Source organism: Kitasatospora sp. NPDC004531, from assembly GCF_053602195.1.
Genome location: NZ_JBSGDD010000009.1, coordinates 16,107 through 30,203, shown reverse-complemented (window position 1 = coordinate 30,203; position 14,097 = coordinate 16,107). Strand labels below are relative to the sequence as shown.

The following is a 14,097-nucleotide window of genomic DNA, read 5'->3' as shown; positions in this document are numbered from 1 at the left end:
AGCCTCCCCCCATGGCCGCACAGACCGAATCCCCACTCGCCGGCGAGGACGCCTCGCTGCGCGCGCCGGGGCGCCGCCGACAGACGCTGATCCTGGTCGCCGTCCTGCTGGCGGTCTTCGTCGTCCCCACCTCCATCTCCGGCACCGGCGTGGCGCTGCCGTACATCGGGGCCGACCTGGACGCCCCGCTGGTGCCCCTGCAGTGGGTGGTCAACGCCTTCAACGTGGCGTTCGCCTGCTGCACGCTCGCCTGGGGGTCCGTCGCCGACATCATCGGCCGGGTCCGTGCCTTCGCGCTGGGCGCCGCGGTCTTCGCGGTCGCCTCGCTGGCCGCCGTCTTCGCCGGCGACGTGATCGTGCTGGACGCGGCCCGCGCCCTGGCCGGCATCGGCGGCGCGGCGGTCTTCTCCTGCGGCGCGGCGCTGCTGTCGACCGTCTTCGAAGGCCCGGCCCGCGGCCGGGCCTTCGCGCTGTTCGGCACCGTCGCCGGCCTCGGCGTCTCCTTCGGCCCGTCGCTGTCCGGCGCGCTGATCGAGCACGCGAGCTGGCGCTGGGTGTTCGCGGTGCACGCGATCGTGCCGGCGCTGGTGCTGCTCGCCGTGCCGACCATGGCCCGCGCCGTGCCGGAGACCCGCGGCCGGGGCGGCCGCGTCGACGTCCTCGGCTCGGCGCTGTTCGTGCTCGCCATGCTGCTGCTCACCACGGGCATCGCGCAGGGCTCGCAGTGGGGCTGGGCCGGCCCGGGCGTGCTCGGCCTGTTCGCCGGCACGGTCGTCGTGCTGGCGCTCTTCGCCGCGGTGGAGAAGCGCACCGAGCACCCGATGCTCGACCTGGGCATCGTCGCCGACCGCCGGTTCCTGGCGCTGTGCCTGGTGCCGGTGGCCGGCTCCTTCGGCTTCGTCACCATGCTGACGTACCTGCCCAGTTACCTCACCGCCGCCGGCGGCCGCTCCAGCGCCGCCGCCGGGGCGATCATGCTGATGCTGACCGTCCCGATGCTGGTGTTCCCGATGCTGGCCGCCAAGCTGGTCGCCCGGGGCGTCTCCGCGCTGGGCGTCATCCGGCTGAGCCTGGTCCTGCTGGCGGTCGGCACCGTCGGCCTCGGCCTCTTCACGCCCGACGTCGACCTCGCGCTGGTCGCCCTGCCGATGCTGCTCACCGGCACTGGCTACGCCCTCGCCGCCGGCCTGGTCGACGGCCAGGCCCTGGCGCTCGTCGCCCCCGAGCGGGCCGGCATGGCCGCCGGGTTCCTCAACACCATGCGCCTGGGCAGCGAGGCCGTCGCCGTGGCCGTCTACGGCTCGCTGCTGGCGACCGTCATCGGCGGCCGCACCCGGGACGACCTGGCCGGCTACCCCGGCGCCGACGACCCGGCCACCGTCGCCGGGACGGTCGCGAGCGGCAACATCGCCGGCCCCGCCGGACAGGTCGACGAGGCCCGGCGCGGCGCCTTCACCGACCTGCTGGTCCACGCCTACGACGGCGCCTTCCACACCGTCCTGTGGGTGCTCGGCGGCATCTGCCTGGCGCTGCTGGTGCTCATCACGGCGCTGCTGCGCGGCCGCCGGGCCGAGCACCCGGCGGCCGACTGACCGGCGGCCGGGCGCGGCTCAGGCGGAGGCCTCCAGCGCGGCGCGCCAGACGGGGCTGTCGACGTAGTGGTTGTCGTAGCGCTCCGCGGACTCGGCGATCTCCTTCGGGTCGGCCTCGCCGCGCATCACCCGGCCGAGCAGGCGCAGGTAGTCGAACCGGCCCAGGCCCGGGGTGAAGACGAACAGGACGTCCGCCTCGGCGCCGGGCGCGGCCGCGAAGGCGTGCGGGGTGTGCGGCGGCACCGCCAGGAAGTCGCCCTCGTCCAGCACCGTGACCCGGTCGTCCACCAGCACCCGCAGCGAGCCGCCGAGCACGAAGAACAGCTCCGTCGCCCTGGTGTGGAAGTGCGCGGGCGCGCCGGGCGCGTCCGCGGCGAAGCGGGAGCGGTAGCTGGTGAAGCCGCCGGGCGCGGCGTCCGACTCGCCGAGCAGGGTGATCACGCTGCTCGGGTCGGCGCAGGTCTCGGCGTCGCTGCGGCGGGTCAGCATCGCGGGCAGGCTCACGTTCGTCATGATCACGAGCCTAGGGCCCAAGTGGCCATTGGCGCACGGCAATTGCACCGGGCGGCCCGGCCCTCCGCCCGGCTTCGCCGCTCGCGCGGGCGTTCCGGCAGCTGCCCGGAGGGCGCAGCGGACTGGTCGCGGCGCGAGTGGTGACGGAGGATGCGTTGCGTGAGCGACGATGCGACGGGCGTGGCCGGCGGGATCCGGCTGGGGACGGGGCGGGGACGGTGGGTCGTCGCGGCGACCGCGCTGGGCTCCGGAATGGCGATGCTGGACGGCACGGTGGTGAACGTCGCCCTGCCGCGGATCGGCGAGGACCTGGGGGCGAATCTCGCCTCCCTGCAGTGGACGATCAACGCCTACATGCTGACGCTGGCCGCGCTGATCCTGCTGGGCGGTTCGCTCGGCGACCGCTACGGCCGCCGCCGGGTGTTCCTGATCGGGGTGTGCTGGTTCGCGCTGGCCTCGGCGGGCTGCGCGGCGGCGCCGAACGTCGAGGTGCTGATCCTCGCCCGGGCGCTCCAGGGCATCGGCGGGGCGCTGCTGACGCCGGGTTCGCTGGCGATGCTGCAGGCGGTGTTCCACGAGGACGACCGGGCGGCGGCCGTGGGCGCCTGGTCGGGCCTGGGCGGCGTCGCGGCGGCCGTCGGCCCGTTCCTGGGCGGCTGGCTGGTGGACGGTCCGGGCTGGCGGTGGATCTTCCTGCTGAACCTGCCGTTGGCGGCGGTCGTCGTGGCGGTGACGGCCCGCCACATCCCGGAGAGCCGTGACCCGGACGCGCAGGGCCGCTTCGACGTGCTGGGCGCGCTGCTCGCCGCGCTGGCCCTCGCGGGCGTCACGTACGCGTTGACGGAGGCGGGTTCGGGCCTGACCCCGGGGGCGCTCGTGGCGGGTCTGGCGGGTCTCGCGCTGGCCGCCGTGTTCGTGCTGGTCGAGCACCGCTCGCCGAACCCGATGCTGCCGCTGTCGCTGTTCCGTTCGCGCCTGTTCACGGCCGTCAACCTGGTCACGCTGTGCGTGTACGCCGCGTTCAGCGGGGTGTTCCTGCTGCTGACGGTGCAGTTGCAGATCGTCGCCGGGTTCACGCCGCTGCTGTCCGGGGTCGCGCTCGTCCCGATCACCGTGCTGATGCTGCTGCTGTCGGGCCGGGCGGGCCGGTTCGGCCGCGCGGTCGGGCCCCGGCTGCCGTTGACGGTGGGGCCGCTGCTGGTCGCGGCGGGGGTGCTGCTGATGCTGCGGATCGGCCCGGACGCGAACTACTGGCTGGACGTGCTGCCCGCCGTGACCGTGCAGGGCGCGGGGATGACGCTGCTGGTCGCCCCGCTCACCGCGACCGTCCTGGCCGCGGTCGACGTCCGCCGGGCGGGGATCGCGTCGGGGGTGAACAACGCCGCCGCGCGGGCGGCGGGCCTGTTCGCGGTGGCGGCGATCCCGCCGCTGGCCGGGCTGAGCGGCGAGGCGTACCGGATCCCGGCCGAGGTGGACAGCGCCTTCCGCACCGCGATGCTGATCTGCGCGGGCCTGCTGGTCGCCGGCGCGCTGCTCGCCTTCGCCACCATCCGGGCCGACGCCCTCACTCCGCCGCATCCCGTCGCCGAGCCCAGCTGCGACTGGTACTGCGGCCCCACCTCGCCCCCGATTCACCCGGACGAGGGACCGGCGACGTCCGGCCGCACCGCCTGAGACCGACCGCGTCCGAACCGCCCGGAAAAACCGTCCGCCGGTCACCGAGTGCGCCAACTCACTTACCCGGCGGTCATCTTGACCCGATCGTGCTTGACGCGGCGTCAGTTTTCCGGCTAGTCGGAGGATGCCCGGACGGGGGTCAGGGGCTAGACTCCCGGTCACGCGCGGCTCGCCCGGAAGGGTTACGCGCAGTTGCGATGCGTTGACGGTAAGGTAGGCACCCGCACATCGGCGGCTCGGTCCGAGCCCGCCGAGCGGCACTGATGCGGCTGGACACCGGAGGCCCTCCTCCGGGCGCGACGACGAAGGCGGGGACGGAAGGGCCGGGCGGGCGCCGGAAGGTGCCGGTCCGACCCAGTGGCGCTAGTGAGACGGCACCGAGATGCGGCCGGCGGCGGGATGGTTGACCGCCCCCGGCCGTTGCTGGAAGAGGTGCGGCCGGTGGGCCGTGCCGCTCCCCACCCGGGGGACGCCACCGACCGGCGGCTCTCCTTCGGGGTCCGGCCGGGACGAACCACCCCTCCCGGCGCCCCCGTCGTTCAGCTCCAGACCCGAGCCGGCCACCGGTCGGCTCGCATAGCCCGAAGCGAGACCCCTGCCCGTGACCACCAGCGCCACCGAGCCACCGTCTCCGGACCCGTCCGCCGCCGACCGGTCGGACGCGCCGACGGCCCGCCTGCCGCGCCAGCAGCGCACCGGCTCCCGCCGGAACGCGGCGCAGCCCGACCCGGCGGCGCAGCCCGACCCGGCGCCGGGGAACCCGCCCGCGCCCCGCCGCGCCAAGGCCGCGAAGCCGGCCCGGCGCGAGCCCGAGCCGCTGGCGCCCACCCCGCCCGAGCAGCTCGGCGAGGGCCTCTACCCGTTCCTCGACCGCCTCGCCACGCTGCTGCGGGACATCGCCCGGGACACCGGCGACACCTTCCGGTTCGTGCTGATCGTCCTGGCGCTGCTCACGGCGGTCCTCGGCGCGGTCGCCGCCGTCGGCGTCATCCTGCACAATCCGGCGCTCGCGGCCGTCGGCGGGGCCGGAACCCTGCTGTTCGCCGGCTGGGGCGTGGCCCGCAATGCCCGGGCCAACCGCCGACGCCGCCAGGCGGCGGGTACGGCCGCCGGGACGCGCGGCAGGACCCGGCCGTAGGACGCGGGCGGCCGCCTCCTACGCGCCGCCCCGCCGCGCCCGCGCGACCAGCACCCGGTCCGCGCTGAGCACCGCCGCGACGCCCAGCGGCACGAAGAACGCCAGGAACACCGTCACCGTCGCCGCCCCCGCCGCCGCGCCGGTGAGCGCCCTGGTGAGCACCGCCGACAGCAGCAGGTCGAGCACGCCGAGCGCCCCGACGTAGCCCACCACCGCACCGGCGGGGACCTGCGGCGCGGCAGCGGCGGCCGCGTGGGCGAGTGCCCCGCCGCCGGGCTCGGTCGGATCGGTCGGTCGCATCGTTGACTCCCCGCGCGGGTGCGAGACCTCCGCCGGCGCCTGCGTTGTCGACGTCATGACGGACATGTTCTGTCTACCCTTCGGGCCCCGTGCCCGGTCACCGGTTCCGGTCGTGTGCCCCCATCGGGCGCCGAGTGCGTGCAGCGTGCCGCCGCCCCGGCGTCGGATCTGCCCGGCGGTCATCGGATGCGGCCCGTCCGGGCGAGTGCTACGAGGCGAAGGCACGGTGCGGGAAAGCGATTTCGGCCCACCAGACATTCCCCCGTTTCGTCTGACAAGGCATCAGATGCATGTGCACGGCACAACTTACCTGCCCGGTGAGGGGATCGGGCAATCGCCCCGACCGGTTGTCGGCCAGGTCGCGCATTCGGACCGGAACACGCCGTCCCCCGCTCCGAATTTGGCCGATCGCTCGCACCGCGCGGCCGCGTGCTGACCCTACGGCCCCCCGGCGACCATTGCCAAGAGGCTCCGGCAGCACACTGCCCGCCCCCGACTCGGCGTCGGGGGCGGGCAGTTGGCGACCGATCGGAGCGACGGGTCAGAGGATGTCGCCCGGCGCGTACTTCGCGGCCTCCGGGTGCGCGGCGGCCACGGCCTCGATGCGGCGGACGAGTTCGCCGACCTGGGCGGCGGCCGCGCCGGTGAAGGAGAGGCGGTCGGCGAGCAGCGCGTCGATGGCCTCGCGGTCGAGCGGGATCCGGGTGTCGGCGGCCAGCGCCGGCACCAGGGTGTTCTCGCGGGCGCCCTCGCGCATCGCCAGGGCGGCGGCCACGGCGTGCTCCTTGATGACCTCGTGCGCGGTCTCCCGGCCGACGCCGGCCCGGACGGCCGCCATCAGGACCTTGGTGGTGGCCAGGAACGGGAGGTAGCGGTCGAGTTCGGCCTCGATGACGGCGGGGAAGGCGCCGAACTCGTCGAGGACGGTGAGGAAGGTCTCCAGCAGGCCGTCGAAGGCGAAGAACGCGTCCGGCAGCGCGACCCGGCGCACCACGGAGCAGGAGACGTCGCCCTCGTTCCACTGGTCGCCGCCGAGCTCGGCGGTCATCGAGGCGTAGCCGCGCAGGATGACGGCGAGGCCGTTGACGCGTTCGCAGGAGCGGGTGTTCATCTTGTGCGGCATCGCCGAGGAGCCGACCTGGCCGGCCTTGAAGCCCTCGGTGACCAGCTCGTGGCCGGCCATCAGGCGGATGGTCTTGGCGATGCTGGACGGGCCGGCGGAGAGCTGGACCAGGGTGGAGACCACGTCGTAGTCGAGCGAGCGCGGGTAGACCTGGCCGACCGAGGTGAAAACATTGTCGAAGCCGAGGTGGCCGGCCACCCGGCGCTCCAGCTCGGCGAGCTTGTCGGCGTCGCCGCCCAGCAGGTCGAGCATGTCCTGCGAGGTGCCGACCGGGCCCTTGACGCCGCGCAGCGGGTAGCGGGCGATCAGGTCCTCAAGGCGGGCGAAGGCAACCAGGACCTCGTCGGCGGCGGTCGCGAAGCGCTTGCCGAGGGTGGTGGCCTGCGCGGCGACGTTGTGCGAACGGCCGGCCATGACCAGCTCGCCATACTGGGCGGAGAGGCGGCCGAGGCGGACCAGGACGGCCACCGTGCGGTCGCGGACGTGCTCCAGCGACTGGCGGATCTGGAGCTGCTCGACGTTCTCGGTGAGGTCGCGCGAGGTCATGCCCTTGTGGATCTGCTCGTGCCCGGCGAGCTCGGAGAACTCCTCGATGCGGGCCTTCACGTCGTGCCGGGTGACCTTCTCGCGGGCGGCGATGGACGCCAGGTCGACCTGGTCGACGACGCGCTCGTAGTCGGCGATCGCGGTGGGCGGCACCTCGATGCCGAGGTCCTGCTGGGCCTTCAGGACGGCCAGCCACAGGTGGCGCTCCAGCACCACCTTGTGCTCGGGGGACCACAGCTGGGCCAGGGTCGCCGAGGCGTACCGGGAGGCCAGGACATTGGGGATCTTGGGCTTCGCGCTCACGCTTCGCAAGCCTAACAGTCGAGGTCAGGCGGGAACGCAGCGCCTCCACCCTCCGGGACGGGGGGCGGGCGGGTACCATGGCCGATTGAGGAAGAAAGCCAAGCGAGTAAAGAACTCACCCAAGGCAAGGATATCACGTTGACCCAAGATCTGGCAAGCGACGCCGTCCTCGCCGCCGAACTCCGCACCGAGCAGCGCCGGTTGACGGAGCTGTACGCGTGCCTGGATGCCGCCCGCGAGCAGGCCCGCGGCGCGCTGGAGCAGGCCGACGCCGAGCACGCCGGCCCCGGCGGCACCCGGCAGGCCCGGCTGGAGCGGGAGGTGGTGCTCGCCGAGCGCACCCGCCGCCTGGCCCGGCTGACCGCCGTCGAGCGCGGCCTGTGCTTCGGCCGGATCGACGCCCGCGACGGCGCCGTCCACCGGATCGGCCGGATCGGCCTGCTGGACGAGGAGTTCGAACCGCTGCTGCTGGACTGGCGGGCCCCGGCCGCCCGTCCGTTCTACACCGCGAGCGCCGCCGACCCGGCCGGCCTGCTGCGCCGCCGCCACCTGCGCACCCGGGGACGGCAGGTGGTGGGCCTGGACGACGAGGCGTTCGACCTGGACGCGCTGGGCGCCGAGGGCCGCCGCACCCTGGTCGGCGAGGCCGCGCTGCTGGCCGAGCTGCGGCGGGCCCGGACGGGGCGGATGCGCGAGGTGGTGGCGACCATCCAGGCCGAGCAGGACCGGGTGATCCGCTCCGGGCTGCAGGGCGCGGTGGTGGTGCACGGCGGACCGGGCACCGGCAAGACGGTGGCGGCGCTGCACCGGGCCGCGTACCTGCTGTACACCCACCGGGAGGTGCTGGAGCGGCGCGGGGTGCTGGTGGTCGGCCCGAACCCGGCGTTCCTGCGCTACATCGAGCAGGTGCTGCCCTCGCTCGGCGAGACCGAGGTGCTGCTGCGCACCGTCGGCGAGCTGTTCCCGGGGGTGCGCGCGGTTGACGCGGACCGGCCGGAAACCGCTTTCCTGAAGGGCTCGGCGAAGATGGCGGAGGTGCTCGCCGAGGCGGTCCGCCTGCACCAGCGGCTGCCCGCCGGGGACGGCCTGCTCGCCGATCTCGACCTGCCGCTCCCCCGCCGCCTGCTGGCCGCCGCCCGGGAGCGCGCCCGGGGCCTGCGGCTGCCGCACAACGCGGCCCGCGCCGACTTCCTGCGCGCCGCGCTGGCCGGCCTGGCCCGGCTCCGCGCGGACGCGGTCGGCCGCCCGTGGGACGAGGAGGAGGCCCGGTACGCGCCGGGCGAACTGTGGGCCGAGCCGGCGGTCCGGGCCGCCCTGGACGCGCTGTGGCCGCTGCTGACCCCGCAGCGGCTGGTCGAGTCGCTGCTCGCCGACCCCGACCGCCTCGCCCCGTCGCTGACCCCCGCCGAGCGCGCCGCCCTGCGCCGCCCGCCGGGCGCGCCGTGGACGGTGGAGGACGTGCCGCTGCTGGACGAGGCCGCCGAACTGCTCGGCAGCGACGGCGCCGAGCAGCGCCGGGCCGCCGCCGAGCAGGGCCGGCAGCGCGCCGAGGCCGCGCAGTACGCCCGAGGGGTGCTCCAAGTGACCGGCCAGGAGGGCGAGTTGGACGCTGCGGCGCTGGCGGAGCGGCATGCCGGCGAAGGGCCGTACCGCTCGACCGCCGAACGCGCGGCGGCGGACCGGGAGTGGACGTTCGGGCACGTGGTGGTGGACGAGGCCCAGGAGCTGTCGGCGCTGGCCTGGCGGATGCTGATGCGGCGGATCCCGACCCGTTCGCTGACGGTGGTGGGCGACCTGGCGCAGACCTCCTCGGCGGCGGGCGCGCACGACTGGCAGGCCGTGCTGGGCCGCTACCTGGGCACCCGGTGGCGGGAGGAGCGGCTGACCGTCAACTACCGCACCCCGGCGCCGATCATGGCGGTGGCGGCGGCGTGGCTGGCGGCCGTCGACCCGGCGGCGCGGGCGCCGGAGTCGGTACGGGCGGACGGGGAGCGGCCGCGGGCGGTCGCCGTCACTGACTACGCGGCGCAGCTGCCGGCCCTGCTGGCGTCGGACGGCCCGGGGACGACGGGCCTGGTGGTGCCGGACTCCCGGCTGGCCGAGCTGGCGCCCCTGGGGGCGCTGAGTGCCGTGCAGTGCAAGGGACTCGAGTTCGACGCGGTGGTGGTGGCCGATCCGGCGGCGATCTGGGCGCAGTCCCCGCGCGGCGGCCACGACCTGTACGTGGCGCTGACCCGGGCGACCCGCCGGCTGACGGTCGCGCACCACGGTCCGCTGCCGGAGCCGCTGCGGGCGGCGTTCGCGTCGACCGACCTGGCAGAAAACGGGGTGAAGCGGGCGGGCCGGTCGGGTTAGGGTCCGGCCATGACGACTCGTACGTTCCGGATCATGGTGCGCGGCTCCTTCGACGCCCTCACGCCCGAGCAGCACGCCGAGCTGACCGCCGAGGCGGCCGAGCACGACGTGCTGAAGGCGCAGTTCACCGAGGAGGGGCACCTGACGTACGACCTGTCGGCGCGCCCGTTCTTCACCTTCCGCTTCCTGGAGCACGGCGAGGCGGAGGAGGACGTGGTGGCGGCGTCGGTGCGGGCCGAGACGGCGGCGGAGCTGTGGCTGACGGATCGGGGGTACGGGTACAAGAACCTCAAGTCGCAGGCGCAGGACATGTCGTTGGCGGCGGTCGGCGCCCGGGGCAAGCAGGAGGCCCGCCGCAAGGGCTGAGCGCCGGTCAGAACAGCGTGTCCTGCTCGGCGGCGGGGCGGGCCCGGGGCAGCAGGGTGAGGCCGTCGCAGCTGTCGGCGGCCTCGGCGTGCAGCGTCCAGCCGGTGAGCAGGCGGGTGTCCAGCAGCAGCGGGGGCCCGGCGGGCGGGTCGAGGAAGAGGTGGCCGCCGATCGGCCGGCGCAGTCGGCCGGTCAGCCGGGCGCCGTCGCTGACCGCCTTGACCTGCTGGTACCGGTCGGGGGCGCCGTCGGTGAGGCCGTACAGCGCGACCTGGTCGGTGACGGCGTGGTCGGGCAGCAGGGTCAGCGGCCCGCCCGCGGGCGAGCGGTCGGCGAGCAGGGCGAGGGCGCGGGCGCGGCCGGCGGCGAGTTCGGCGTGCCGGTCGGCGGCGCTGGGCAGCGCCCACCAGGCGGGGTACTTCGCGGCGGCGGGGATGCGTTCGCGGGCCAGTCGGGCGTGGGCGACGGCGAGTTCGGCGCGGCGGACGGCGGGCAGCGGGCCGTGCGCGATGAACGTCCAGGTGAGGGCGGCCTGTTCGAGCAGGCGGACGGTGCCGCGTTCCTCGGCGGTGAGGCCGACCTTGAGCAGGCCGGGGCCGAACCAGGCGAGGTAGAGGCGGTAGCTGCGGCCGTCGTCGAGGATCCGGTCGCGGGCGAGTTGCAGGCCGCGGTCGGCGTTCTGGCAGCTCGGGCACTGGCTGCCGGTGCCGTCCGGTTCGACGGTGGCCCGGTGCGGGCAGGGCCGGTGGCCGCGGGCGGTGGTGGCGCCGGTGCAGCGGCGGGGTCCGGCGATCCGCCAGGCGACGGGGAGTCCGTCGCCGAGCGGCCGGTCGTGGCGGGTGGTGCCGTCGGTGGCGGTGAGGCGGGGTACGCCGTCCAGCCAGCGCAGCCCGGTCGAGGTCCATCCGTTCGCCTGGTGCATCCGGCGAGCGTAGAGCACCGGGCCGACGGTCAGGGGCGCAGCAGCGGCAGCACCTGTTGGCAGAGCCGGGACAGGGCGGCGCGTTGCTCGGGGTCGAGGCTGTCGAAGGCCTGGCGGGCGCGGGTCATGTCGTCGCGGATCCGGTCGAGGACGGTGCGGCCGTCGTCGGTGATGGTGACGATCTTGACGCGGCGGTCGGCGGCGGCGGCTTCGCGGCGGGCGAGGCCGAGTGCTTCGAGGCGGTCGACGATGCCGGTGACGTTGGAGGCGTCGCAGCCCAGGCGCCCGGCGAGGGCGCGCATGGGGACGGGTTCGAGGATGCCCTTGAGTGCTTTGGCCTGCGAGGAGTTGAGTCCGTGGCGGGCCGCGGCGGCGGCGAAGTCCTGGAAGTAGGCCGTGCCGACGGCCGCGACCTGGTCCATCAGTTCGGTGGTGGAGGGTGCGGTGCCGGTGCCTGTGGTGCTGCCCATGGCGGTCAGGGTACGCCCATCGTTTCAGTACCTCCAGTATTGAGCGAGGCAAGTATGTCGGGGGTCGGAGAAACAGCGCGGCCTACAGCACCAGACGGTCGAACAGGTGGTGCAGTTCCGCGGCCGGGTCGGCGGTCAGGCCGGTGTGCACGGGGCCGGGCTGGACGACGGCGCTGCGCGGGGCGGTGAGCCAGCGGAAGCGCTGCCCGGGGCTGTCCGCGGCGGCCGGCCCGGCGGCCTCGCCGCCCGCGCAGACCGCCTCGACGCCGCGCAGCGCTCGCCGCACGCCGGCCACGTCGGCGACCGGGTCGAGGGCCAGCAGTCGGCCCTGGTCGAGGTGGGTGCGGGCGCCGAGGTAGCCGGAGTCGCGGCAGTACAGCAGCACGCCGATGTTGACGCACTCGCCGCGCTCGACCCGGGGGACGGCGCGGATCAGCGCGTACTCGTAGTCCTTGGGGTACGGGTCCTGGTCCATCAGGCGGCCACCTCCGGGAGCCAGTCGCGGGGCCCGGCGAGGCGGGCGGTGAGCTGCTCGGTGTAGGCGGCGCGGACGGCGTCGGGGTTCTCGAAGCCGGGCTCGTCGGCGAGCCACACGTCGGGCACGGCGGCGACGGCGGCGGGCAGCGCGGCCCCGGCCAGCGCGGCGAGTTCGGCGTCCACCTTCGACAGGTGGCCGACGGCGTGCCGCAGGGCGTGGTCGGAGGCGTCGTAGGGCTTGCGGCGCCAGGCCTCGGCGCGCGCCCAGCTGTGGTGGAAGATCAGGCTGGCACCGTGGTCGATCAGCCGCAGGCCGCCGGTGGCGACCAGCAGGTTGGGGTTGCGCCAGGACCGGTCGACGTTGCCGATCAGGGCGTCGAACCAGAGCACCCGGGCGGCGGTGTCGGTGTCCACGTCGAAGCAGAGCGGGTCGAAGTTGAGTGCCCCGGAGACGAACGCCATGCCGAGGTTGGCCCCGCCGCTGGCCCGCATCTGGTCCTGGATCTGCACCTCGGGCTCGCTGCGGGCGAGCACCGGGTCGAGATCGACCAGGACGAGTTCCGGCACCGGCAGGCCGAGCCGGCGGCCGAGTTCACCGGCCAGCACCTCGGCGACCAGCGCCTTGCGGCCCTGGGCCGCGCCGACCCATTTCAGCACGTACAGGCGGCGGTCGTCGGCCTCGATCAGGCCGGGCATCGAACCGCCTTCGCGCAGCGGCGTCGCGTAGCGGACGGCCGTCACCTCGGAGAGCATCCCGACAGCCTAGCGGCCCTGATGGGCGGCCACGGCCCGGCACCGGCCGGGCGGGCGGCGGGGGCCGTTGGAGATGCACCCGCCGTGCCGCCGTGCGAGTGTGGCCAGCAGTCGTCCTTGATTCGCTCACGTCGGCACGGACGCAGTTCACGGACCCGCACACGTAGGGGATGAACGATGGAACGACCTCGGATCCTGATCGTCGGCGGCGGCTTCGCCGGGCTGGAGTGCGCGCGCCGTCTGGAGCGCAAGCTCGCCCCTTCCGAGGCGGAGATCTCCCTGGTCACGCCGTTCAGTTACCAGCTGTACCTGCCGCTGCTGCCGCACGTCGCGGCCGGGGTGCTGACCCCGCAGTCGGTGGCGATCTCGCTGCGCCGCACGCTGCGCCGCACCCACATAGTCCCCGGCGGGGCGATCGGCATCGACCCGCGCTCCAAGGTCGCGGTGGTCCGCAAGATCACCGACGAGGTGATCGCGGAGAAGTACGACCACCTGGTGCTGGCGCCGGGCAGCGTCACCCGGACCTTCGACATCCCGGGCCTGCCCGACTACGCGCGCGGCATGAAGACGCTCGCCGAGGCGACCTACATCCGCGACCACGTGATCGCCCAGCTCGACCTGGCCTCCGCGTCCATGGACGAGAACGAGCGGGCCTCGCGGCTGCAGTTCGTGGTGGTCGGCGGCGGCTACGCGGGCACCGAGACGGCGGCCTGCCTGCAGCGGCTCACCACCGCGGCGCTCAAGCGCTACCCGCGCCTGGACCCGGACCTGATCAAGTGGCATCTGATCGACATCGCGCCGAAGTTGATGCCGGAACTGGGCGACAAGCTCGGCCAGACCGCGCTGGAGATCCTCCGCAAGCGCGGCGTGGACGTGTCGCTGGGCGTGTCCGTCGCGGAAGTCGGCGCGGAGACGGTGAAGTTCACCGACGGCCGCACCCTGCCGTGCCGGACGCTGATCTGGACGGCCGGCGTGGCCGCGTCCCCGCTGATCGGCACGCTGGACGCGGAGACGGTGCGCGGACGCCTCGCGGTGACCGCCGAGATGCGAGTGCCGCAGTACGAGGGCGTGTTCGCGCTCGGCGACGCCGCGGCGGTGCCGGACCTCGCCAAGGGCGACGGCGCGGTGTGCCCGCCGACCGCGCAGCACTCGGCCCGGCAGGGCCGGCAGCTCGCCGACAACCTGGTGGCGGCGCTGCGCAACCAGCCGCTCCAGCCGTACTTCCACAAGGACCTCGGCCTGGTCGTCGACCTCGGCGGCAAGGACGCCGTCTCCAAGCCGATGGGCGTCGAACTGCACGGCGTGCCCGCCCAGTTGGTGGCACGCGGCTACCACGTCATGGCGATGCGCACCAACTCCGCGAAGTACCGCACCACCGCGAACTGGCTGCTGAACGCCACCGCCGGGGACGACTTCGTCCGCACCGGCTTCCTGGCCCGCCAGCCCGCCCGCCTGCGCGACTTCGAGTACACGGACGCCTACCTCTCCCGCGACCAGGTCCGCGAACACGCCCAGGCCCTCCTCGCCAAGGGCTGACCCCCGCCGCCCCCACGAAGCCCCCG

Annotated in this window: 13 protein-coding genes; 6 read left to right on the top strand and 7 right to left on the bottom strand. The window is 74.8% G+C overall.

All coding sequences use genetic code 11. From position 1 onward, the window contains the following. The first annotated feature begins 11 nt into the window (after positions 1–11). Positions 12–1,592, top strand: coding sequence for an MFS transporter (locus tag ACWEMJ_RS06605; protein WP_452135859.1), 1,581 nt, complete (start codon positions 12–14; stop codon positions 1,590–1,592). A gap of 18 nt (positions 1,593–1,610) precedes the next feature. Here ACWEMJ_RS06605 and ACWEMJ_RS06600 read toward each other — a convergent pair whose 3' ends face one another. After that, entirely contained in the window at positions 1,611–2,105 is a 495-nt protein-coding gene (locus tag ACWEMJ_RS06600) for a cupin domain-containing protein (protein WP_452135858.1), read from the bottom strand. A gap of 159 nt (positions 2,106–2,264) precedes the next feature. Here ACWEMJ_RS06600 and ACWEMJ_RS06595 point away from each other — a divergent pair, with 159 nt between their 5' ends. Both ACWEMJ_RS06595 and ACWEMJ_RS06590 read left to right on the top strand, forming a co-directional pair. Further along, on the top strand, positions 2,265–3,779 hold the full coding sequence (locus ACWEMJ_RS06595) for an MFS transporter (RefSeq protein ID WP_452135857.1): 1,515 nt from the start codon (positions 2,265–2,267) through the stop codon (positions 3,777–3,779). Positions 3,780–4,383: 604 nt separating this feature from the next. Next, positions 4,384–4,920 carry a hypothetical protein gene (locus ACWEMJ_RS06590; protein WP_452135856.1) on the top strand — a complete coding sequence of 179 codons (537 nt, stop codon included), beginning with the start codon at positions 4,384–4,386 and terminating at the stop codon, positions 4,918–4,920. Between the two features lie 18 nt (positions 4,921–4,938). Here ACWEMJ_RS06590 and ACWEMJ_RS06585 read toward each other — a convergent pair whose 3' ends face one another. Both ACWEMJ_RS06585 and purB read right to left on the bottom strand, forming a co-directional pair. Further along, positions 4,939–5,220, bottom strand: coding sequence for a hypothetical protein (locus ACWEMJ_RS06585; RefSeq protein ID WP_452135855.1), 282 nt, complete (start codon positions 5,218–5,220; stop codon positions 4,939–4,941). 541 nt (positions 5,221–5,761) lie between these two features. After that, the gene (gene purB / locus ACWEMJ_RS06580; RefSeq protein ID WP_452135854.1) at positions 5,762–7,201 is read right to left on the bottom strand and encodes an adenylosuccinate lyase; all 1,440 of its coding nucleotides are present in this window, start codon (positions 7,199–7,201) and stop codon (positions 5,762–5,764) included. A gap of 129 nt (positions 7,202–7,330) precedes the next feature. Here purB and ACWEMJ_RS06575 point away from each other — a divergent pair, with 129 nt between their 5' ends. Next, on the top strand, positions 7,331–9,547 hold the full coding sequence (locus ACWEMJ_RS06575) for a HelD family protein (protein ID WP_452135853.1): 2,217 nt from the start codon (positions 7,331–7,333) through the stop codon (positions 9,545–9,547). 9 nt (positions 9,548–9,556) lie between these two features. After that, positions 9,557–9,913 (top strand): DUF6204 family protein, encoded by a 357-nt coding sequence (locus tag ACWEMJ_RS06570; protein ID WP_452135852.1) that lies wholly within the window; start codon positions 9,557–9,559, stop codon positions 9,911–9,913. Positions 9,914–9,920: 7 nt separating this feature from the next. On the opposite strand, the gene ACWEMJ_RS06565 is transcribed toward ACWEMJ_RS06570, so the two are convergent. From ACWEMJ_RS06565 to ACWEMJ_RS06550, 4 genes are all read right to left on the bottom strand, one after another. Next, positions 9,921–10,835 (bottom strand): DUF2797 domain-containing protein, encoded by a 915-nt coding sequence (locus ACWEMJ_RS06565; protein ID WP_452135851.1) that lies wholly within the window; start codon positions 10,833–10,835, stop codon positions 9,921–9,923. A 29-nt stretch (positions 10,836–10,864) separates the two neighbouring features. Further along, positions 10,865–11,305, bottom strand: a complete 441-nt coding sequence (locus tag ACWEMJ_RS06560; RefSeq protein ID WP_452135850.1) for a MarR family winged helix-turn-helix transcriptional regulator — start codon at positions 11,303–11,305, stop codon at positions 10,865–10,867. Positions 11,306–11,387: 82 nt separating this feature from the next. Next, entirely contained in the window at positions 11,388–11,780 is a 393-nt protein-coding gene (locus tag ACWEMJ_RS06555; RefSeq protein WP_452135849.1) for a DUF3037 domain-containing protein, read from the bottom strand. After that, positions 11,780–12,535: a HipA family kinase gene (locus tag ACWEMJ_RS06550; RefSeq protein WP_452135848.1), complete on the bottom strand. Its 756-nt coding sequence runs from the start codon at positions 12,533–12,535 to the stop codon at positions 11,780–11,782. The genes ACWEMJ_RS06555 and ACWEMJ_RS06550 overlap by 1 nt, the downstream gene beginning before the upstream one ends. A gap of 177 nt (positions 12,536–12,712) precedes the next feature. Between ACWEMJ_RS06550 and ACWEMJ_RS06545 the strand changes: the two genes are divergently transcribed. Continuing rightward, positions 12,713–14,071 carry an NAD(P)/FAD-dependent oxidoreductase gene (locus ACWEMJ_RS06545; RefSeq protein WP_452135847.1) on the top strand — a complete coding sequence of 453 codons (1,359 nt, stop codon included), beginning with the start codon at positions 12,713–12,715 and terminating at the stop codon, positions 14,069–14,071. The last annotated feature ends 26 nt before the right edge of the window (positions 14,072–14,097 follow it).